The sequence below is a fragment of the Luteibacter sp. NPDC104163 genome, from assembly GCF_055584245.1.
The window spans coordinates 83918-105413 of sequence record NZ_JBVJMK010000003.1 but is presented as its reverse complement, the minus strand read 5'-3'; the positions used below and the strand labels follow the sequence as shown (position 1 = coordinate 105413).

Below are 21496 nucleotides of genomic sequence, written 5' to 3'. Positions count from 1 at the left end.
ATGGCGCACGTGTTGAATGTGCTGCTGCCCGGCCGCGACAAGCTCAGCTTCGTGGCGGCGTTCAACCAGTGGCTGGTGCGTGGCACGTCGTTACCGGCGGCGACGCCCGGCTACATGCATGCCTTGTCGGAATGCTTTCGCTGGCCCGATGGCCCGCTCCCTGTCGCGGCGCTGATCCGGCAGAGCGTGGCCGGTGACGCGGGAGACGCGCTGTGGGTCTGTGCGGACCCGGCCTGGGTGCAGCCCGAACTCAGTGGCGCGCGCCTGCTCGGCTGCGGCAACCTCGCCGTGAGCAGCGCCGACGCATCCAGCATGGTCGCTGCGTTACAGGATACGTTCGCGGAAGAGGGCATGGCGCTGATGGTGGGCGATCCCCAGCACTGGCAGCTCAAGGTGCCGAACTACGTCCAGGTGCCGGCGTTTCCCGAGCCCGAAGAGGCGCTGGGTGCCGACCTGTTCGAACAGCTCCCCAAGGGCGAAGACGGTCGCCGCTGGCGCGCGCTGCTCAACGAAGCACAGGTGGTGCTGCACAACCATCCGGCCAACCGCGCACGTCAGATGGATGGGTTGCCACCCATCAACAGCGTCTGGCTGTGGGGCGCCGGCACGCTTCCGGCATGGGTCGAATGCGGCCAGTCCCGCATCTATAGCGACGACCTCCTGGTCTGGGCGCTAGGCCACAAAGCCGGCGTAGAAGTCCTGCCCCGCGACACCCTTGTGGGAGCGCGCTCGCGCGCGATCCCCGCCGCAGGCGGGGCAGGCCACGCCGAACTCCTGGACCTGCAGGATGTACAACCGTCGGAATTCGACCGCACCTGGTGGCCGTACCTCGAGAGCCGCCTCACCAACGGCGGCGAACTGCGCCTGTCGTTTGCCGACGGCCGCCGCACGGTCCTGCACAAGCCCCACCGCCTGCGCTTCTGGCGCAAGGCGACGCCGTGAAGACCTGGCGCCAGCGCACCGCCGAGAGCGCCCCCAGCGGCTGGCCCGCGCACATCCATCCCGTGATCCAGCGCATCTACGCCGCACGCGGCGTCTGTACGCCGGATGGTGCAGAACACCGCCTCGCGCGCATGCATTCGCCCACGTTGCTGGGCGGCATGGATCGCGCCGTGGCCTTGCTGATCGAAGCGATCGATAACAACCAGCGCATCGTCATCGCGGGTGACTACGATTGCGATGGCGCGACTGGCGCCGCCGTCGCCGAGCGCGGCATGCGCCTGCTCGGCGCGAAGCACGTGTCCCACGTGGTCCCCAATCGCTTCGTCCACGGTTACGGCCTGAGCGAAGCGCTCGTCGCTTCGCTGGAGCCTGCGCCTGACTTGATCGTCACCGTCGACAATGGCGTCGCCAGCGTGGCGGGCGTGGCCGCTGCGCATGCGCGCGGCATCCGCGTGCTCATCACCGACCATCACCTCCCGGGCGATACGTTGCCCGCCGCCGATGCGATGGTGAACCCGAACCTCGATGGCGACGCGTTCCCGAGCAAGGCGCTCGCCGGCGTCGGCGTCATGTTCTACCTGCTGCTCGCCGTACGCGCGGCGATGCGCGAGGCCGGGCGTTTCGCTGAAGGTGCCGAACCCGACCTTGGTACGCTGCTTGATCTCGTTGCGCTGGGAACGGTCGCCGACCTCGTGCCGCTCGACTTCAACAATCGTGTATTCGTCGAAGCTGGCCTGAAGCGCATGCGCGCCGGCAAGGCATGCGCGGGCATCACCGCCTTGATCGAAGCGTCCAATCGCTCGGTCTCCACCGTGACCGCCACCGACCTGGCCTTCGCCATCGGTCCGCGCCTCAATGCGGCTGGGCGTCTCGAAGACATGTCGCTCGGCGTCGCCTGCCTGCTCACCGATGACACCGGCATCGCCCGTCGCTATGCCGAACAGCTCAGCGCCATCAACCAGGAACGCCGCGAGATGCAGGCGGGCATGGTCGAGGAAGCCGAATCCATGGTGTCCCGCACCGCGCACGTCGATGCCGTGGGCGTGGCGTTGTTCGACCCCGGCTGGCACGCGGGCATCGTCGGCCTTGTCGCTTCCAGGCTGAAGGAAAAGCTGCACCGCCCGGTGATGGCATTCGCGCCGGCGGGTGACGACACCGACGAGCTACGTGGCTCCGCGCGTTCGATCCCAGGCTTCCACATCCGCGATGCGCTCGCCGAGATCGACGCAAAGCACCCGGGCCTGATCCTGCGTTTCGGCGGCCACGCCATGGCGGCCGGCCTCAGCATGCAGGCCGCGGAGTTCGCCCGTTTCGCCGCGATCTTCGACGCGACCGCGCGTGCGCACCTCGACGACGAACGCCTTCAGGCCATCGTGCATACCGATGGTGAACTCGACTACCGCGACCACACCCTCGACCTCGCGAAACAGCTGCGCTTCGCCGGCCCCTGGGGCCAGGCGTTCCCCGCGCCGCTGTTCGAGAACGTATTCGAATGCGCCTCATGGAAGCCCATGGGCACGAAGCACCTCCGCTTCCAGCTCCGCCACGAACAGGGCGGCGCACCGCTGGATGCAGTGATGTTCAGCTGCTACGACGGCACCCCACCACCGCATCGCTTTCGCGCGGCCTACGAACTGACGGTCAACGACTGGCAAGGCCGCGAAAGCGTCCGCCTGCTCATCACCCACCTCGAACCCATGTAGGAACGCGCCGTTGTGGGAGCGTGCTTGCACGCGATGGGTGCTCGCGACAACCCAAATCGCGCGCAAGCGCGCTCCCACAACGTAATCAGTTGCTTGGGCCACGCACTTAAGAAACCCGGCGCAGACTGTCCACATATCTGAGACTGCGCCTGCGTACCGTCACCCCCATGGCGATGGTCCACTGGGTGCAAATGGGGGAAAGGCAATACGCGATCCTGGAAGGGACCACGCGGGCGTTCGCGCGTGTCAGCCCGCAGGGCGATCGCTGGGTCGTTCGCTGGCGTTATGGGCCCAGGGCGGGGCAGGGGATGACGCTGCGGGGCGTCTCGCTGATGCAGCGGATGATCATGCGCTGGGCCGAGCACAATGAGTCCTCATTGCGAAAGCGGATACCGGCGGCCAGCAAGCCGTACGAGCCGCCCAGCGCCCAGGAACGCTATTTCTACGACGCCATCTGGCCAGGCTACGTGCCGGCGCACCGCCGCCCCCGCCGCATGAATCGCGAAAACCACTGAGTCCGCTACTACCGCGCCGCCTGCTTCCACCGGACTGTGGGAGCGCGCTTGCGCGCGATGCTCTCCGTGGCGCCATCCTGAACGACGCCCCAGGGGAGATTGACTCCGCGCCACCAGCCACCATCTAAGGCACATCCCCCATTCACCGGTAACACCCCCATGAACGCCGAACGTTTCGTTCAGGCCCTGCAGGATGCCGTGGTTCGCGACAACCTCGCGGTCTACGCGGACCTGTTCAGGATGTCGCCCGACCAGGCCGTCGACCCGCACTGGGTCCGGGCGCTTTCGCTGTTCCAGGCACTCGACGAGAACGGCAAGGCGACCCTCATGGACATCGTCTGCCAGGTCATGGTCGAAACCACCGCCAACCTGCTTGGCATCGCGGATGGCTGCTGCCCGGTGGCGGGCGTGAAGGGTTCGGTGGGGCTGGTGGTCGATGGCCGCTCCATCGGTGGTGACCTGCAGGAGCTGTTCCTGGAGCTCAACGAGCTCAACGAAGCGGCTGACGAAGGCGTGCGCCGGCTGGCATAGTCGCGGTTCGTTCCACCCCCGCAAGGCTCCCCATGCTTTCCACCGCCCTGAACGCCGTGGCGATCGCGCTGCTGTCGGCGCTGTTCTTCACGTTCACCTATGTGCTCAACCGTGCCGTCGTCAGCAGTGGTGGCCATTGGCAGTGGGCGGTGATCCTTCGCTACCTGTTCACGCTGCCGCTGCTGGCTATCGTGCTCCCGTTCCAGGGTGGGCTGGGCAGGCTTCCTTCCGAATTGCGCTCACACCCGCGGGCCTGGCTCGGCTGGAGTTCCGTCGGCTTCGTGCTGTTCGGCGTGCCGCTGACGTGGGCGGCCTCCAGTGGCCCCTCGTGGCTGATCGCCGGCAGCTTCCAGATGACCGTGCTGGCCGGGCCGTTGATGGCGCCGTTTATCTATCGCGATGAGCGCGCCCGCTGGCACCGCGGCGCCCTGGCGATCGGTGCGCTGATCGTAGCTGGCGTCATGCTCCTCCAGTTCGGTAATGCCCATGGGTCACTGGATCTGTCGGCGTGGCTCGCGGTCGGTGCCGTCGTCCTCGCGGCGTTCGCCTACCCACTGGGCAACCGGAAGATCCTTCTCCACCTGGAACGCACCGGCACCCGGCTGGGGCCGGTGCAGCGTGTGTTCGGCATGACCCTGGCGAGCTGGCCGCTCTGGCTGGTGTTCGCGACGGCTACGTGGGCGACGATCGGACCGCCCACGCCGCATGAAGCGCTTCTCGCCGGGGGTGTTGCACTGTCTTCGGGTGTCATCGCCACCGTGTTGTTCTTCCACGCGACCGAACTGGTTGGCCGCCAGCCGACGGCACTGGCCGCCGTGGAGGCCATGCAGGCGGCCGAGTTGCTCTTCGCCACGGCGATCGGCGTGAGCTTCCTGCATGAAGCGCTGCCGGGTGCCGTCTCTGGCCTGGGCGCCGTGGCCATCGTCGTGGGTATCGTCCTGTTCGCCTGGGTGAGCGGGCGGGAGGGGCACGTTGAGGATCCGGGTGACCGTGGCGCTTGACGCCATGCCCACAGGGCACCCGCGTACGCTGGCGGCGTTCAACGGAGCCACCACCATGAAAACCGCCGCCGTCCTTCTCCTGCTCGCGCTTCCGCTGGCCAGCCATGCCGAGCCGCCACCCGGAACGCATGGGCAGAAGGCCCCCGCCGCCGAGCCGATGAAACGCTTCCAGTGGCGCGACGAGGCCGCGGGGTACACCTTTATCGCGCCGCCACGCTGGGCGGGGAAGGTGAAGGTCGTGCCGCTCTCATCGGCCGAACTGGCGAAATCCGGCGCCACCAGCGGCGTGAAGTTCGCCGCCGGAAGCAAGACCTTGCTCGTACTGTTGTCAGCCGACGATGGGCGGGCGAAAGCCATCACGGATGCAGGCAATCGCGAACTCTCCCGGCACGATGGCCACATCGTCGCCGTACACGCCGCCGCCGGTGCCGGCGACCTCGCGCTGACCGACGAGGAACTGGCGCAGGCGGTGCAGTGGGATGGCCTGCCAGCCGGTACCGCCGCACGCTGAAAAGCCTCTCGGTGTGGTTGTGGGAGCGCGCTTGCGCGCGATGGGGCTTGCGGTGCCCGACATCGCGCGTAAGCGCGCTCCCACACACAACGCGGGCCTCGATTGATCCGTCGTGCATATGGAACCGGAGCTTTCGCGGTATCGATTCGACTCAATTCAGGGTCTAGCCTATGTACCTGGCTCATTCCCTGGAGGTCCCCGTGGACGGCTCGTCCCCCGCCGCGCCGGCGGTTGTCGATCGGCGCAGCCGCCATGGCACGCCTGCATTCCGGCGTACCAATCTCGCGCTCTTCTCGTCGGGTTTCGCGACCTTCGGCTTGCTCTACTGCGTGCAACCGCTGATGCCGGCGTTCTCGCGCGAGTTCGGCGTGGATGCGGCGATCAGCTCGCTGTCGCTGTCGCTGACGACCGCGGTGATGGCGGTAGGCATGCTGTTCGCCGGCGCCATTTCCGACGCCTTTGGCCGTAAGCCGATCATGCTGGCCTCGCTGCTGTCGTCCTCGCTCCTCGTGCTGCTCACGGCGGTGTCGCCGAGCTGGGCCTTGTTGCTGGCAGCGCGTGCATTGCTGGGCGTGACGCTGGCTGGCTTGCCTGCCGTTGCGATGACCTACCTGAGCGAGGAAGTACACGGTGAGTCGCTGGGCTTCGCGATGGGCCTGTACATCGGCGGTAATGCAATCGGCGGTATGAGCGGGCGGTTGATCTCGGGGTTCACGGCAGACCATGCGTCCTGGCGCGTGGCCGTGGGCGTTATCGGCGTGCTCGGCCTCATTGCCGCTTTCCTCGTCGCCAAGGGCCTGCCTGCGTCACTGCATTTCGAGAAGCGCCGCGCTCATCCGCGCGCGTTGCTTTCGACCTTCGCCGAACTGTTGAAGGACAAGGGCCTGCCATGGCTTTTCGCCGAAGGCTTCCTGCTCATGGGCGCGTTCGTCACCATCTACAACTACGTGTCGTACAGGCTGCTCGCTCCGCCGTTCTCGCTATCGCAATCGCACGTCGGCGCCATCTTCATGGTGTACCTGATCGGCGTGGGCGCATCGGCGTGGATGGGTTCGCTCGCTAGCAGGCTGGGGCGAGGCAGGGTGATGTGGACCACGCTGGTCATGATGCTTGCCGGCGTGGCGCTCACATCAAGCAATTCGCTCTGGGCCATCGTCACCGGCATCGCACTCATCACGTTCGGCTTCTTCGGTGGCCACTCGATCGCCAGCGGTTGGGTCGGCATGCGCGCGAAGCACGCCAAGGCGCACGCCTCGTCGATGTATCTGTTCTCGTACTACATGGGATCCAGCATCGCCGGCTCGCTCGGTGGCGTGGCATGGGTGCATGCGGGGTGGCTGGGTGTGGCGCTTTACGTAGCCGTGCTCGTCGCCGTTGGCCTGGTGATTTCCCTCAAGCTTCGTCGCCTGAAGCCGCTCACGGCATGAGCGAAGTCGCCTCTCCAGATATAACGAAGCCCCGGGTTCGCACCCAGGGCTTTGGCTAGGCAAGAGGACTCGTCAGCATCGTCTTGCCTGCCGCAATTGCCGCCCCGAAGGGCCTGACTGCAGACTTGGAGGTCGTGTGTTCCCGACAATGAGCTAGGGGTCGCAATGATCCAGTTCGAACATGCCCGGCGCGAATGTCGAGCCCGTGAGCGCTGGCAGTAAGCCGGGAAGTTCGGGAAGAAAAATATGATTCGGCGCCTTATGCTTAGGTAAAGGTAGGTCTTCAATCATCACGTGGTCACTATCCCATGCAAAATAGTTACGCAGCGTGGAAAGAGGCCCGGTCGCGTGTGGCTGTTCCCAAAGCGACCATGATGGCTTGTTTCTGTCCGTGCTTTCCATGAGATAAATTCGCAAGCTCGAACCTTGGTCGAACAGGAACCAATCATCTGTGGACATTTCCTTCCCCTTGGCGGATGAAGGTATGCGTAGATGCAGCGCAGCGCGCGTGCGCTTGAAAGGTCCCAGTGCGTCGCCGACAACCAAGGTAAAATCGGCTGTTGCGTTCACACCTGGCACCGTATAGCGGTAGTGTGCACTTTCAATCGAGCATGCGTGCGCCATGCTGGCTGACGACAGCCAGGCCGCGAATAAAGTAACTGTACGTGCGCAGCTCATTTCTTGCACGAAACCATCTCGAACATGCCGGCGTATATAGATACGCCGTCAACAAATCGAAGTGCGCTGCTCAAACTCGGAAGAAACAGAAAGGCGGGGGCTTCTTCTTTCCTTCTCGGTACGACGTCTATTAATTGATGAGTTCGGCTCACGGCATAAAGTTCACTGACTTGCTCCAGCGTCACATCATTTGGATACCTTCCCTCCCTGGGAGGCGGATGGTTATCCGGCCCGTCCTGCAAGATCAAATCAATATGTGGGCCGATATCTCGGGAAAGGCGGTACTTAACCTTTATATGTCCGTTCCTATGCTCACTTGGCTTCGGCCCAACCTTGGCAAAGTCGATATGCAGGTACATTGGCCCGAAGCCATCCCCCTCACCGGCAGTGCCCAAAACAAATCTTGCCGACACGGGTCCATCGGACGACGTGTAACGGTATCGAGCTTGCTCGACCGGGCAAGCATAGCCTGCGAAGGAAAGTATTGTCGCCAGCACAAAGGCGGCGAGGGGGATGGCCAGCTTCATATGCGCTCTATTCGATGTGCAGGGAAAGAATCAACCATTTGTCCCGAAACAGGCCAAGCGCTTCCTGTGTTTTTGGGTCTGTTGCAATGGTCGTCGGGCTGTACGGACCTTGCTTATGATTCGCATAGGCATATTCAGGGAAAGTCATGCTTCCAGCGATCTTCCCTTCAGCAAGGTGTTGGCTGTATCGGCCACGGAAGTAACTGATTTGTTCGTACATAGCGACTACCTGGTCGGCCGTGCTCTCTCTATTGAGATGCGAATAGCGATCCGACCACGTTGGAGCGGTGAACTGAAAGACGCCTAGGGCGCTGGATTGCGATGTGGTGCTGTGGTCTCCGAAAGTGCTCTCTTGAAATGCGGTCGTAGCTGCGATGGCGATGGTCTCTTCAGGTGCGCTGAGCGAGAATCCATAGTCCACAATCTGGTCAATGACGCTCGTTTGTGAGGCCTTCGGGCGCATCTGCAAGCTATATCTGTGTCCGCCTGGTGTTGTGTATTTGTAGGCACCTCGCATGTATGGCGTGCTTTGCGAGTCCGGAGTGCGACCAGTGCCAGGCAGCGGCCCTGGACGGGCTGGCGCAGGTGAAGGGCGTGGTGCGGGATCACGAGGGCGCTCATGAGTCACGGTGACGGGGGGTAGGCTAACCGGCGGCTCCCTCGTGCGATCCGGTCCGGTACCTTTTACTGGCGGCCTTGCCATGCAATTTCTCCATAGTGAGCGATGCTTCGGTTCAGATCATCGGTGCCCTTAGATGCTGGACGTCCTTGCAGCCGACCAGCAGGGCATCACCACATTAGTGTTCTTCTCGCGGTCTAGATGTCGGGGAATGCCGACTGTGCGTGTAGGCGCAGGCGTGCGCGTCAGTCATCCTTGCAGACGCACGCTTAGATCGACATGGCTATGTACGCAGCGTTTTTGTTGGCGACTGTTGAGGCTGGGCGCGACGGTGTGGAGTCTTGTGTCTACGCTACGAGCATCAGCTGCATGAACGCCTTTACCAGCGGCGATGTATCGGAGCGGCGGTGCACGAGGTGCAAGGCGCTCGCGGCGTCGGGAGAATCGATGGGTACGTATGCCACGCCTTCGACGTGCAGCAGGCGCATCGATTCGGGGAGTACGGCGACGCCGAGGCCGGCGGCGACGAGACCGACCATCGTCGCCGACTCGCCCGCTTCCTGCGCGACACGTGGCGCGAAGCCTGCATTGCGGCACATCAGCTGGACCTGCGCCGCTACACCCGTGCCAGCATTGCGACCGAAGACGACAAACGGTTCATCGGCGAGCTGTTCGACGCGCACGCGCGGGCGGCGGCCTTTCGCCAGTGGATGGTCGGCGCGTAAAACGGCGACCAACGGGTCGTCGACGAGCTTGCGTGCCACGAGCGGTGGTGGAAGGTCGGTTCCGCGTATCAGGCCGACCTGCTGCGTGCCCTCGAGCAAGCGCTCGATCTGTTGCAGCGTGTTGTGTTCTTTCAGCACCAACCGCACGGCAGGGTAGGCATCGCGGAACGCGCGCACCGCACGGGGAAACCGTTCGATCAGCGGCGTGCTCTGGGTAAACCCTACGTGCAGCTCGCCGATCTCGCCACGCTCCGCACGGCGCGCCATGTCCCCTGCTTCATCCACCCGCGCAATGATGTCGCGCGCCGCTACGAGGTATACACGCCCCGCATCCGTCAGCTCGACGCGGCGGTTCGTCCGGCGCAGCAGGCGCACGCCAAGTTGTGCCTCGAGGTCGCGAATCTGCTGGCTCAAAGGCGGCTGGGAAATTCCCAGCCGCTCGGCGGCGCGGCTGAAATGCAGCTCATCGGCTACGGCAATGAAATATCGCAGGTGCCGCAGCTCGATCTGCATGGCGTGTCAGTCGGGACGCACGCGGATCAGGCCTTCCTGGGCGGTGCTGCCGATGAGCTTGCCGTCGCGCGTGTAGATCATGCCGCGGGCCAGGCCACGGCCACCCTGCGACGTGGGGCTATCGAACGAGTAAAGCAGCCAGTCGTCGATGCGGAAGTCGCGATGGAACCACAGGGCGTGGTCCAGGCTCGCCATCTGCATGTTGCGGGTGAGGTAGGAGATGCCGTGCGGCAGCGTTGCCGTGCCGATCAGGTGGAAATCCGAGGCATAGGCAAGCAGTGCCTGGTGCAGCGAAAGCGTATCGGCGATCGGTGCCGTCAGGCGGAACCAGATGTGCTGGTAAGGCGGGCGCTTGGCCGGGAGCAGTTCATCGCGGGGCCAGACATGGCGGAACTCGAACGGGCCATCCTTGCCGAGCCAGCGCTGGGTCTTCTCCGGCAGGCGGGCGAGCTGTTCGGCCGACATAGCCGGCATCGGCTCGACGTCTTCCGGTGCCGGCACCTCGGGCATCGACATCTGGTGTTCGTAGCCACCCTCGGGCACCTGGAACGAGATGGATCCATTGAGGATGGGCTGGCCGTGCTGGATCGCGACCACGCGGCGCGCGGAGAACGAGCCGCCATCGCGCGTGCGTTCGACGCTGTAGACGATCGGTGCGTCGATATCGCCGGCGCGGAGGAAGTACGCGTGCAGGGAATGCGCGACGCGGTCCGACGGCACCGTGCGCTGGGCGGCGGAGAGCGCCTGGCCCAGCACCTGGCCGCCGAAGACGAAGCGCGTGCCGATGTCGCGGCTCTGGCCGCGGAACAGGTTGTCTTCGAGGCGTTCGAGTTCGAGCAGTTCGACGAGCTCGCCGACGTGGTTGTCCTGCATGGGTATCCCTTTGGGAACAGTGCGCGGTAGCCGCCGATTATAGGGAATCAGGCCTTGATCCGGCCGAGCCGGCCATCGTCGTACGCGCGCGCCCAGGGGAACTGCGGGCCCGGATCGCGCTTGCGCGGTACTTCGTTCTCGGGGTCATCGCTGGACGGGACCATGGCCGTGTCGAGGTCTTCGTGGCCGGCGATATGGCGCAGCGACGGGAAGCGGTCCACCAGGTGGTCGAGCAGGGAGCGCAATGCGGCGACCTGCGCGGGCGGGTAGGGCTCGGTCATTTCCTGCTTCGCCGTGTGGAACCAGTCCGGGTAGCGGCCCAGGTTCACCAGCTCGATGCCGATGGAGCGCGGGTTGTAGCCGCGCGTGTGGTTGGCCACCCGCGACGGATCCACGTAGCAGAGGATCGAACCATCCCGGTCGATGTAGTAGTGGCCGGACGCCCCCGTGCCGCGATCCTCGTACAGGACGCGCTCGCCATATTCGCGGGCCATCGCCAGGTCGGGCAGTTCGGTGCAATGGATGACCACGAGGTCGATGGTGTCGCCCGCTCGTTCAGGGAGCCGGGATTCATAGGGCAGGGGGGCGCGCAGGATGTCGATCATGCCGCTTTGATAACATAGCCAGTCGATCCGCGTACGGAGACCGCCATGCGCGGCCACATCATTCTTTCCCACGGGTCCGATTCCGGCCCCGATGCCACCAAGGTCAGCGCCCTGGCGGCCACCGCCGAAGCCCTTGGCTGGACCACCCACCGCCCGGATTACCGGGAGGACGACCTGAAGGGCCACGCCGGCTCGATCGACCCGCGCCTGTCGCGCCTGGCCGGGGCCATCGCCGCCTCGCCGGTGCCTCCGGTCCTGGTCGGCTCCAGCATGGGCGCCTTCGTGTCTGGGCTGGCCTCGCTCGATGCACCCGTGGCCGGCCTGTTCCTGCTGGCTCTGCCGGCCGAAATCCCCGGCTACCCGCGCGCCTTCACCGCGAAGCCGGATGTGCCGACGTTCCTGGTCCACGGCTATGCGGATGATGTCTGCCCCGTCGAAGGCGCCATTGCCTTCGCTCGCGGTCAGGGCGCCCCGCTGTTGCTGGTGCAGGACGACCACCGCCTTTCCGCCACCCTTGGCGATATCGACGCCGAATTCCGCCGCTTCCTGGACAGCCTGGCATGAACTTTTTCGCCACTTGCCCGAAGGGCCTCGAGTACCTCCTGAAAGACGAACTGGTCGCCATCGGCGCCGGGGACGTGAAGGAGGCGCTTGCGGGCGTCTCGTTCACCGGCACGCTGGAAACGGCTTATCGCGCCTGCCTGTGGTCGCGCATGGCCAGCCGCGTGCTCCTGCCGCTGGCGGAATTCGATGCGGCCACGCCCGAAGATCTCTACCAGGGCGTGCAGTCGATCAACTGGGCGGAGCACCTGGCACCGCACGGCACGCTCGCCGTGGACGCCAACACCGCCCTGAGCAAGCTCACCCACAGCCAGTTCATCGCGCTGAAGACCAAGGACGGCATCGTCGACCAGTTCCGCACGGCCAGCGGCGCTCGCCCCGACGTCGAAACGGACGAGCCGGATGTCCAGGTGAACGTCCGTGTCCGCCGCGATCGCGCCACGCTCTCGATCGACCTTTCCGGCTCGCCGCTGCACCGCCGCGGCTGGCGCGAGCGACAGGGCGAAGCCCCGCTGAAGGAAAACCTGGCCGCCGCCATGCTCGTGCGCGCCCAGTGGCCGCGCCTGTACGCCGAGGGCGGCGCGCTGGTCGATCCGATGTGCGGCTCGGGCACCCTGTTGATCGAAGGCGCGCTGATGGCGGCCGGTGCGGCGCCCGGCCTGCGCCGTGGCTACTTCGGCTTCCTCGGCTGGCTCAAGCACGACTACGCGCTGTGGAAGCAGTTGTGGGAAGAGGCGAAGGCCACCACCGACGAGGGCATGCGCAACCTGCGCCCAGTGTTCTTCGGTAGCGATACCGATGCCCACATGGTCCAGACCGCCAAGCGCAACGCGCAGACCGCAGGCGTGGCGGGCTTCATCCACCTCGATCGCCGCGATGCGGTGCATGTCGAGCCGCCGCCGGAAACGCCGCTGGGCCTCGTCATCACCAACCCGCCGTACGGCGAGCGCCTGGGTGATCGCGCCGAGCTGCCGCACCTGTACCGCCAGCTGGGCCAGGCCCTGAAGGATCGGTTCCCGGGCTGGCGCGCGGCCGTCCTCGCGGGCGACGAGGAGCTGGGCCGCGCCCTGCGCCTGTCCCCCGACAAGCGCTACGCGCTCTACAACGGCGCGCTGGAAACGCCGCTCCTCACGTTCAGCCTGCGCGCTGCCGGCGATGCGCCGCCGCGCGAGCTGAAGCCGTTGTCCGACGGCGCGCAGATGTTGAAGAACCGGCTTGAGAAGAACGTCCGCCACCTGCGCAAGCGGTTGGCCCGCGAGGGCATCACCTGCTGGCGCGCCTACGACCAGGACCTGCCGGAATACGCCGCCGCGATCGACGTCTACGAGGACTGGCTGCACATCCAGGAATACAAGGCGCCGCAGGACATCCCGGTGGACGTCGCACGCACCCGCCTGCGCGAGGTCGTACGTGTCGCCGCCGAGGTGCTTGGGATTGATCGCGACCACATAGCGGTGAAGACCCGCGAGCGCGGCAAGGGTGGCTCGAAGTACGGCCAGTTCGACCAGCAGGGCCAGTTCATCGAGGTGCACGAGGGCGGGCTGAAGTTCCTGATCAACCCGACCGACTACCTCGATACCGGGCTGTTCCTCGACCACCGGCTGGTGCGCGCGAAGATCCGGGAACTTGCCGCCGGCAAGCATTTCCTCAACCTGTTCGCCTACACCGGCACGGCCAGCGTCTATGCCGCAGCGGGCGGCGCGCGCGACACCACTACCGTGGATCTGTCGGGTACCTACCTCGACTGGGCTTCGAAAAACCTGGCCCTGAACGACTTCACCGGCAACCGGCACCGCCTGGTGCGGGAAGATGCCGTGAAGTTCCTAGAGAGCCGCACGATGCAGTACGGCCTGATCTACGTCGACCCGCCGACCTTCTCCAACTCGAAGAAGGCGGACGACTTCGATGTCCAGCGCGACCACGTGAAGCTGCTGCTGCTTTGCGCGGAGCGTCTGTTGCCGGAAGGGGTCATTGTTTTCTCGAACAATTTCCGCCGTTTCCAGCTTGATAAGGCGGCCCTCGAACCCCACCTTTCCATTGAAGACTGGAGCGCACCGAGCATCCCGTTCGACTTCGCCCGCCGCCACGATATCCATGGTTGCTGGCTGCTCCGCAAGCCGTTCGTGAATCCGTGGAAAACGTGAACGGCAGGTGCAGAAAACTTCAGTTCGGATTCAGTGGCCGAGCGCGAATCTGCGCTCACCTGAGGAGGTAACTGTCATGAAAGCCAAGTTTGTTAAGTCCGCCATCGCCCTTGCTGCCGTGGGCCTTATGGCGTTCGCACCGACCACGTTTGCGCGCGGTTGGGGCCATGGCGGTTACGGGTACCACGGCGGTGGCTACTACCACGGTGGCTACTACGGCGGTTACCACCGAGGTGGCTACTACGACCACAGCGGCCGCTGGATCGCCGGCGCCATTGTTGCCGGTACGGTAGGCGCCCTGGTTTACAACGCCACGCAGCCGCGCACGGTCGTTGTTGATCGCCCGGTGTACTACAGCCAGCCGCGCACGGTGGTCTACGATGATGGCCCGGTGGTCACCCGCCGCGTCACCACCACCACGACCACGTATGACGATGGCTACTCGACCCGCTACGTGCGCGACGACGGCTATTGATCGTTACACGGATGGTTAAAAGGAAAGCCCGGCCAAGGCCGGGCTTTTTTGTGCCTGTCTTTCAGGGGGCGACCCTGAATCCCGCTCGCTCAAAACGCACGACCACGGCTTGCCGTAGCTTTTCACCCAGGACATCTGCCCCCGGTTGCGAACTCCCGGTTCGCGCGTTCGCGTAACGCGGGTTAAGCGTAGGGGATGACCAATCGAGCCTGACGGTGTCGCCCGGCTCCTTGATCCCCGAAAAACCAACGAAGTCGGCAGATTCACCGTTCACCAGGTCGACCAGTGCTGCGTGCCCGGCCAACCCGAAGTTCTTTCGCTGGACCGCAATCAGGTCCCCTGATGGATGCTGCGTCCTCTCGACACCTGGCCCCGGCTGGTAGGAGAAGCCGCCGGGCAAGGGGGCCCGGATCTCGGATCCGGAGCCAGGGTTACCTTTCAGCGCTGATGGGAAGATGTATATCACTCGCGTCCTGGCGTTCATGATGCCTACGAAGTGCCGCGTGTCATCCATGGCTTTTAACGTGTTGACCACTTCGGTCGGTAGCTGTGAGCGGCGATGACTCGTGCCTTCTTTCCCGGGTATGTAGGGCGTGCTGGTCAGCTCGGCGGTGCTTGAAGGCGCAGGAGGGGCGTCATCCCTGGAGACCGCTGCCGGTCCGCGGGGGTCGGCCCTGGAAACGGAGGCCGCGGATGTGATCAAGGTCTGGAGGCCGCTTACCACGCCGGCTTGACCTTGCTTTCCGTGGATGTGGTCGTCGGCGCCAAGCGACACCTCGCCCAGTCCGGCAAGGCCGCCGATCGCGGCGCCAGCGTATGGGCTTATGAACGAAGTCGCTGTCCCCAGCGCCTTGCCCGCCTCAACCGCGATACGGAGCTTTGCCTTGTAATAGTCACGCTGGGTCGAGATCAGCGCTTTCCCGTCATCCTTCGCTCGCTGCTCGACACGCTCGGTCGCCACGCGGAATGGATCGGGTAAGGGCGTACCGGTGATGACCTCGTCTGGAGATCCGCCCTTTCCTTCGGGGACGTCGCGTAGCGCGGCATCGACGCCTACGCCAAGGACCCTGTCCCATCGGTCCCTGGTCGCGAAATGTCTGCCGAGGTTCTCCCTCTTCAGAGGGGACGCCATCTCGTCCGCAAGCCAGCGCTTCATGCTGGCCGTATCCTTGAACGTGTGGAAAGGCGAAGGGCTTCCGGGTACATACAAGACGGTCAGGCCACTCTTCTTCTTCGTGCCGTAAATGAGGTCCGTTGAACCGTGGCCGGCGATATTCACCAGGCCCATCTCGATCGCGGGATCAGGGGTCGGTGGACGCTTCAAATCGCCAGGTGTTAACGCAGACGATGCCTTGCGAGGTCCGCCGTGTGCCATGCGCCATGCCAGGTCATGCGCCTGGCGGGGGAGCGTCCCATCGGCAAGCTGTCGATCAGCTGCCTTGAGGAAGTTCGCCTTCGCGATCGTCGCGTACGCGTCGCGATTTTTGTCCCAGAAGGCGTTCACGCTCGCTTGATAGGCGGACGACAGGTCCGCCTTCCAGATAGCGTCCGAAAAAGCCTTAGGGGAAGCGGGCAGCTGCGTGCGTGGCTCCAGTATCTGTCCAGGTACGGGTTCGTCACGCGTCTCGTAGATGCCGGTGTAATCGTTGGCGACCACCTTGGACTCGCCCCGGTCATCGACCTTCGGGAACTGAGCTTCCACCGGCGTCAGCACGACCGATTTCCGCAATTCGATACGCGGCGCTCGCTCTCGCCACGGTACGGCGACACCACCCTGCCTGGGGAACGCCTGCACGTTGGCGATCGCGGCGTCGATCAGAGGCATGCGTGCGTAAATCGCGCCACGCGACGTTTCCGATTCGCCCTTTCGATAATTAAAGGAAAGGATGCGGACATTCTTTGGCTCGATGGCGACGTTGAACTTTTCCTTGAAGATCTGCTTTAGCGTCGTTTCGGCGACGCCGCGAACCGTCGGAAGCTCCGCAGTCAACCGATCTGCCAGGGCCTGGATGCTTTCACCGGGGGATGTCGGCTTCGACGAAGCCGGTAGAGCAGGCTCGGACGCTTGTGCCGGTGCCGGTGCCGGTGCCGGTGGCGAAGCCGGAACGGGTGCAGCGGCCGGCGCGTTCGGCGTCGTTGGGGTTCGGATGATCAGATTGTTGGCCCCGGCGCGGCCGTCCCGCCCGGAGACACGTCGATCAGGCGATCGCTCCCGGTCAGCCTTGACGCGGGTCTGTTGCGCATCGCCTTTTGGCGCGCGTGCGCGCGGGTCTTCTCCCACCGCATACGGCTGTGCGGCCTCGGTATCACTGGCGGCTGGAGTATCACGGCGAGTGCCGCCGGTTATCGCGTCCATGGTGTGCCTCACGTCGTGCGGATCTGGCGACGAAAGGTAGGCGCCACGAGCCTCAGGCAGGCGGTATTTGTTGCAGCGAAGAGGCACCCGCAAGCATTTACCACCCGATCTTCCGTCGCGACGCCTAAGGTGCGGTATCGCCCACGAGATACGCCATGACGACGATTACGTACCCTTCCGCCCCGCCGTCGCCTCAATACGCTGGCAGCGCTTCGGCTGCAACCGCATCGGCCGTCACCCCAGCGCCGGCACCGACGAACGGTCCGTCCGCAGTGGAAGTAACGCAGCGGGGATGGACTGATACCCGACAGGCGGGAGGCGCAGGCGCCAGGCCGACGGGGCATACGGCAACCAACGCCGCCCGCCCACCGCAATTCGATTCGTTCGACGACCTTGGTGATATCTGGCCGCCACCGCGCAGTGTCAATGGCATCACGACGCGAGGTGGCGAGCACTACGTACGGATCGACGGGCAGGGGACGCCCGAGCGCGTGCGCTACGATGCCGGCGGACGCCTGCTAGCCGCCAACGGTGACACCCTCGCGCCCGTCGGCGCACTAACGCCGGAGACCACGTTCAGGCGCGTGCCTGCATCAGACGCGCCGCAGGGACCCAGCGCCGTGGACTGGTTCACCAGCGGCGTATTTCCCTCGTTGTCGGATTTCTCCCGCGTGCCGCTCTACCAGCTGGGATCGCCAGACGCGAACGGCATATACCATCGGCGAGGGCGGCAATATGTCGATATGGGTGACATCACAGGTATCGAGGTGGCGCAGGGCAGCGATGGCATTCGCCGTGTCGTCATGGACGGAACAGGGGAGGCGACGGGCCCCGCCGTCACCCGTAAGGCGGGTACGCTGCTTTACGATTCGGACATGACCGTCGGTCCAGGCCGTGAATCACGCGCAGTCGCCGATTCCCCATCTCACTTCGATCTTTCGAAAGAGGATCAGGCGATACTCAGCACGCCACCGAAGCGCGTGCCGGTCGAGCCGGGTGCTCTGGCGGCAGCGCAGGCGCGGGCCATCGAGAAAGGCACCGAGCTTCGCGATGCGGCGTACCACGATTTGCCCAGGGCAATTCGTCCAAAACTACCCGCCGTCACGCTGCCGGCCGATCCCACCGACCGGCAACTGATCGATGCCGCTTACCGGGGATCGCAGGGTCTTGTTGTAGGTGAGTCACATGACGAGCCGGACGCCACGGCATTCCTGAACCGGAGTTTCGGTTATCTCAGGGAGCAAGGCGTCGATACACTGTTCATCGAGTATCCCAGGGAGAATCTGGCGGGTTGGGAAGGACCGCTGAAGTTGAATGGCGATACGGCCCACGATCATGCGCTGATGGAGATGATTGGAGGTTTGCGCGGGCGGCACGGCCAGAACGATTTCTTCAGGAACGCGCTGGAGCACGGCTTCGAGATAAAGCCGCTCGATTCAGTCGCCGCCCGGGCGATCAGCCCGGACATCCAGTCGCGCCAATCCCGGATCGCCTCATTCAATCACCTGGCGCAGTTGGAGATTAACAGGCACCAGGCGGAACACAGCGGCAAGTGGGTTGCGTGGATGGGGAGCGCCCATGCGTCGGACGACAGTACCGGGGGTATCTCGATACCGGGTGTTGCACTGACGACCGGCGCACGATCGCTGGTGTTCAACTCGGACAACGCCGATATTCCCGCCGGCAGGAGTTATGCGATCCACACTGATAAATCGACCAGGCACACAGATGGCTCCGAGAGCCGGAGCGATATCGTCATAGACTTCGTCAAGCCGACCTGATGTCGGCGCGCTTGCCCCGTCGGCGGGGCAAGCGCGATCCATGTGCGCCAGGGCTAGCGCACGCCGCCGCTGGTACCTGGGCCGGACGTCTTGTGGCTCTTGTTGAGCTGCTGGTAGGTCGCCTTGTCGATCTTCTCGACCGACTGAATCTGGCACGGCGGATCATCGCGGCGGACGATCTTTTCCGTGATGCTGCCGCAGATGGCGAACGGCTGTACTGCCTGGATGTTGTCGGCGGCCCGGAAACGCACGCCGCCACCCAGATCCATGCGCGGGCAATCGACGTCGGTGGTGATCTTGAAGAAGTTGGGGCCGTTGGCGACCGTCACGGTGCGGGCGTCGACGACGGTGTAGTTCGAGATCCGGTCGGTTCGCATGCAATCGTTTACAGGGAGCTCGTGGCGCTCCTGCGGGGCGGCGCCGGCGGCTTGGGCCGCCACTGAGACAATGAGCAAGCAGGCAGCGGTCAGGTAGCGGGCATGCATGGCGAGACCCTCGGTGGTTGGTAATACCACGTTAAGCCGTATCGCAGGGAAAAACGAGAGGGGGCAGGGGGTTGGTCCACCTTCCGTTAAGGCCGGCGACACAACCACTCACACCCGTTGAACGTTTCCTAGGGCATGGTCATGCGTCACGGCTGACGGAACGTCGGCCGAGCATGGAACCCAGCGCATGACCGCACGCCCGCTCGGCATCGCCCCCTCCACGCCCCTGGGCGCGGACCTCGCCGAACGCTTCCTCCGCATCCGCCGCCGCACGCTTGAGCTGGCGTCGCGGCTGCAGCCGGAAGACACCGTGATCCAGTCGATGCCGGATGCCAGCCCGACCAAGTGGCACCTGGCGCATACGACCTGGTTCTTCGAGCAGTTCATCCTCGGCCGCGATGCGTCATATCGCTCGCCCAATCCGGACTGGTTCTTCCTCTTCAACAGCTACTACCAGTCGGTAGGGCCGATGCACGCGCGGCCTCGCCGCGGCATGCTCACACGGCCGTCGCTGGCGGATGTGTATGCGTACCGCGCACGCATCGATGATGCGATTGCGGAGCTCATCGCGCAGCGCGCCGACGCGGCACTGGTAACGCTGGTCGAACTTGGCGTGCAGCACGAGCAGCAGCACCAGGAATTGTTGCTGACCGACATCAAGCATGCGTTTGCGCAGAATCCGCTCGAGCCTGCTTACGCGCCCGATGCACCGCGCACGCTCTCGGTGGCGGCGCCGGCATTGCGATACGTTCCATTCGACGAACGCGTCGTCGAGATCGGGTACGACGGCGGCGGCTTCCATTTCGATAACGAACAGCCGCGACACCGCACGTACCGGCAGGCGGGTTCGATCGCTAATCGTCCTGTCACGAACGCGGAGTACCGTGCGTTCATCGAAGACGGTGGATATCGCACCCCGACGTTATGGCTTTCCGATGGCTGGGCCACGGTACAAACCGAACAATGGCAGCGTCCGTTGTATTGGGACGACGCCTGCGAAACCGAATTCACGCTGCAGGGCCGGCATGCCATCGACCCGCATGCCCCCGTATGCCACATCAGTTACTTCGAAGCCGACGCCTTTGCGCGATGGGCTGGCGCGCGCCTGCCGACGGAAATGGAGTGGGAGACGATGGCCGCCGATCTCCCGGTGCGCGGGAACCTTCAGGAAAGCGGGGTGTTCCAACCCCGTGCCAGCTCGTTCGAGGCGGAGCTGGGGCAAATGTACGGCGACTGTTGGGAATGGACGATGAGCCCTTATGTCAGTTATCCCGGGTTCCGTCCGCTGGATGGCGCGCTGGGTGAGTACAACGGAAAGTTTATGAATGGGCAGTGGATCCTCCGCGGAGGTTCATGCGCTACACCCGCTGACCATGTGCGTGCGACCTATCGCAACTTTTTTCCGCCCCACGCCCGTTGGCAGTTTTCGGGGCTACGACTTGGAAACGATCGATGAGCGCTCAACCGAAAGACATCCGCCTGGACGACCGCCACCCGGATATCGAGGATACCCTCCACACCGTTCGTCGCGGCCTGGCCGCGAAACCAAAGAAGCTTCCTTCGCGGCTGTTCTACGACGAACGCGGTTCCGCGCTTTTTGAAGCGATCTGCGAACAGCCCGAGTACTACCTGACCCGCACCGAGATCGCGATCATGCGCGACCATGCGGGCGATATCGCCGAGACCCTGGGCCCCGACGTGCGCCTGGTGGAATATGGCAGTGGCAGCGGCATCAAGACGCGGATGCTGCTCGAACACCTGGAAACGCCGGTGGCGTACGTGCCGGTGGAGATCTCGCGCACGGCCCTGATGGAAAGCGTGGCGGAACTGGCGACGCGCTTCCCCGGCGTGCCGATGCAGCCGGTCTGCGCGGACTTCACCCAGCCGCTGCGTTTGCCGGTGGCGGCGCGCTCGCCGCGGCGCACGGTCATTTACTTCCCCGGCTCGACCATCGGCAACTTCGAAACGAAGGATGCGATCAAGATCCTGCGCCAGATGCGCACGGAGATGAGCGATGGCGGCGGCATCATCGTCGGCGTGGATCTGAAGAAGGATCCGGCGCAGATCGAGGCCGCGTACAACGACGCCGCGGGGGTCACCCGCGATTTCACCCTTAACATGCTCGTGCGACTCAACCGCGAAATCGGTACGGATTTCGAGGTGGATGCGTTCCGCCATCGCGCGCGTTACAACGCGCTTGCCGGTCGCATCGAGACCACGCTGGTGAGCACGAAGCGCCAGGACGTGCACGTGGGCCAGGAGGTCTTCGCGTTCCGCGAGGACGAGGCGATGCAGGTGGAATACAGCTGCAAGTACTCGCTGGATGATTTTGCCCAGATGGCCAACAAGGCCGGCCTGTCGGTCGAGAAGGTGTGGATGGACGAAGACCGGCGCTTCAGCGTGCAGTACCTGGTGCGCTCCACGCCCGTTGTTTCCTGAGTTCGTCGAATTGACGTCGTGGGAGCGGGGGTGGGGGGGGGTTGGTTTTCAAGGAACCCCGATTCGGGGCTGAGGGGGGGCAACC

Annotated in this window: 21 protein-coding genes; 13 read left to right on the top strand and 8 right to left on the bottom strand. The window is 64.6% G+C overall.

Annotated features, from left to right (window positions below):
• The 7 genes from ACZ6YI_RS05160 to ACZ6YI_RS05130 all read left to right on the top strand — a co-directional run bounded on the left by ACZ6YI_RS05160 (window position 1) and on the right by ACZ6YI_RS05130 (window position 6630).
• Window positions 1-942: a phosphoglycerate mutase gene (locus ACZ6YI_RS05160; protein WP_465777707.1), complete on the top strand. Its 942-nt coding sequence runs from the start codon at window positions 1-3 to the stop codon at window positions 940-942.
• Window positions 939-2645 carry a single-stranded-DNA-specific exonuclease RecJ gene (gene recJ / locus ACZ6YI_RS05155; protein WP_465777706.1) on the top strand — a complete coding sequence of 569 codons (1707 nt, stop codon included), beginning with the start codon at window positions 939-941 and terminating at the stop codon, window positions 2643-2645. Before ACZ6YI_RS05160 ends, recJ begins: the two co-directional genes overlap by 4 nt.
• 167 nt (window positions 2646-2812) lie before the next feature.
• Window positions 2813-3160 (top strand): hypothetical protein, encoded by a 348-nt coding sequence (locus tag ACZ6YI_RS05150; protein ID WP_440329250.1) that lies wholly within the window; start codon window positions 2813-2815, stop codon window positions 3158-3160.
• Between the two features lie 159 nt (window positions 3161-3319).
• The gene (locus tag ACZ6YI_RS05145; RefSeq protein WP_440329249.1) at window positions 3320-3691 is read left to right on the top strand and encodes a hypothetical protein; all 372 of its coding nucleotides are present in this window, start codon (window positions 3320-3322) and stop codon (window positions 3689-3691) included.
• A 32-nt stretch (window positions 3692-3723) separates the two neighbouring features.
• Complete coding sequence (locus tag ACZ6YI_RS05140; protein ID WP_465777705.1) at window positions 3724-4692, top strand: multidrug resistance efflux transporter family protein; 969 nt, start codon at window positions 3724-3726, stop codon at window positions 4690-4692.
• Between the two features lie 55 nt (window positions 4693-4747).
• A complete protein-coding gene (locus ACZ6YI_RS05135) occupies window positions 4748-5203 on the top strand; it encodes a hypothetical protein (protein WP_465777704.1) in 456 nt (151 codons plus the stop codon).
• A 170-nt stretch (window positions 5204-5373) separates the two neighbouring features.
• Window positions 5374-6630, top strand: coding sequence for an MFS transporter (locus tag ACZ6YI_RS05130; RefSeq protein ID WP_465777703.1), 1257 nt, complete (start codon window positions 5374-5376; stop codon window positions 6628-6630).
• A gap of 153 nt (window positions 6631-6783) precedes the next feature.
• On the opposite strand, the gene ACZ6YI_RS05125 is transcribed toward ACZ6YI_RS05130, so the two are convergent.
• From ACZ6YI_RS05125 to ACZ6YI_RS05100, 6 genes are all read right to left on the bottom strand, one after another.
• Window positions 6784-7200, bottom strand: coding sequence for a hypothetical protein (locus ACZ6YI_RS05125; RefSeq protein ID WP_465777702.1), 417 nt, complete (start codon window positions 7198-7200; stop codon window positions 6784-6786).
• Window positions 7201-7304: 104 nt separating this feature from the next.
• Window positions 7305-7835: a hypothetical protein gene (locus ACZ6YI_RS05120; RefSeq protein ID WP_465777701.1), complete on the bottom strand. Its 531-nt coding sequence runs from the start codon at window positions 7833-7835 to the stop codon at window positions 7305-7307.
• A gap of 7 nt (window positions 7836-7842) precedes the next feature.
• Complete coding sequence (locus ACZ6YI_RS05115; protein WP_465777700.1) at window positions 7843-8304, bottom strand: hypothetical protein; 462 nt, start codon at window positions 8302-8304, stop codon at window positions 7843-7845.
• A gap of 497 nt (window positions 8305-8801) precedes the next feature.
• A complete protein-coding gene (locus tag ACZ6YI_RS05110; protein WP_465777699.1) occupies window positions 8802-9692 on the bottom strand; it encodes a LysR family transcriptional regulator in 891 nt (296 codons plus the stop codon).
• Between the two features lie 6 nt (window positions 9693-9698).
• On the bottom strand, window positions 9699-10565 hold the full coding sequence (locus tag ACZ6YI_RS05105) for an acyl-CoA thioesterase (protein WP_465777698.1): 867 nt from the start codon (window positions 10563-10565) through the stop codon (window positions 9699-9701).
• Window positions 10566-10612: 47 nt separating this feature from the next.
• Window positions 10613-11170, bottom strand: a complete 558-nt coding sequence (locus ACZ6YI_RS05100; RefSeq protein ID WP_465777697.1) for an N-acetylmuramoyl-L-alanine amidase — start codon at window positions 11168-11170, stop codon at window positions 10613-10615.
• Between the two features lie 45 nt (window positions 11171-11215).
• On the opposite strand from ACZ6YI_RS05100, the gene ACZ6YI_RS05095 reads away from it, so the two are divergent.
• From ACZ6YI_RS05095 to ACZ6YI_RS05085, 3 genes are all read left to right on the top strand, one after another.
• Window positions 11216-11734 (top strand): alpha/beta hydrolase, encoded by a 519-nt coding sequence (locus ACZ6YI_RS05095; RefSeq protein WP_465777696.1) that lies wholly within the window; start codon window positions 11216-11218, stop codon window positions 11732-11734.
• On the top strand, window positions 11731-13875 hold the full coding sequence (gene rlmKL, locus ACZ6YI_RS05090) for a bifunctional 23S rRNA (guanine(2069)-N(7))-methyltransferase RlmK/23S rRNA (guanine(2445)-N(2))-methyltransferase RlmL (protein WP_465777695.1): 2145 nt from the start codon (window positions 11731-11733) through the stop codon (window positions 13873-13875). The genes ACZ6YI_RS05095 and rlmKL overlap by 4 nt, the downstream gene beginning before the upstream one ends.
• Window positions 13876-13951: 76 nt before the next feature.
• A complete protein-coding gene (locus tag ACZ6YI_RS05085; protein WP_465777694.1) occupies window positions 13952-14350 on the top strand; it encodes a hypothetical protein in 399 nt (132 codons plus the stop codon).
• 61 nt (window positions 14351-14411) lie between these two features.
• On the opposite strand, the gene ACZ6YI_RS05080 is transcribed toward ACZ6YI_RS05085, so the two are convergent.
• Window positions 14412-16706, bottom strand: a complete 2295-nt coding sequence (locus ACZ6YI_RS05080; protein ID WP_465777693.1) for a dermonecrotic toxin domain-containing protein — start codon at window positions 16704-16706, stop codon at window positions 14412-14414.
• A gap of 155 nt (window positions 16707-16861) precedes the next feature.
• Between ACZ6YI_RS05080 and ACZ6YI_RS05075 the strand changes: the two genes are divergently transcribed.
• Window positions 16862-18487 (top strand): TraB/GumN family protein, encoded by a 1626-nt coding sequence (locus ACZ6YI_RS05075; RefSeq protein ID WP_465777692.1) that lies wholly within the window; start codon window positions 16862-16864, stop codon window positions 18485-18487.
• 53 nt (window positions 18488-18540) lie between these two features.
• On the opposite strand, the gene ACZ6YI_RS05070 is transcribed toward ACZ6YI_RS05075, so the two are convergent.
• Window positions 18541-18972: a DUF6491 family protein gene (locus ACZ6YI_RS05070; RefSeq protein WP_440329233.1), complete on the bottom strand. Its 432-nt coding sequence runs from the start codon at window positions 18970-18972 to the stop codon at window positions 18541-18543.
• A gap of 187 nt (window positions 18973-19159) precedes the next feature.
• Here ACZ6YI_RS05070 and egtB point away from each other — a divergent pair, with 187 nt between their 5' ends.
• Together egtB and egtD are read left to right on the top strand one after the other, a co-directional pair.
• Complete coding sequence (egtB, locus tag ACZ6YI_RS05065) at window positions 19160-20428, top strand: ergothioneine biosynthesis protein EgtB (protein WP_465777691.1); 1269 nt, start codon at window positions 19160-19162, stop codon at window positions 20426-20428.
• Window positions 20425-21411 (top strand): L-histidine N(alpha)-methyltransferase, encoded by a 987-nt coding sequence (egtD, locus tag ACZ6YI_RS05060; RefSeq protein WP_465777690.1) that lies wholly within the window; start codon window positions 20425-20427, stop codon window positions 21409-21411. Before egtB ends, egtD begins: the two co-directional genes overlap by 4 nt.
• Window positions 21412-21496 lie beyond the last annotated feature (85 nt).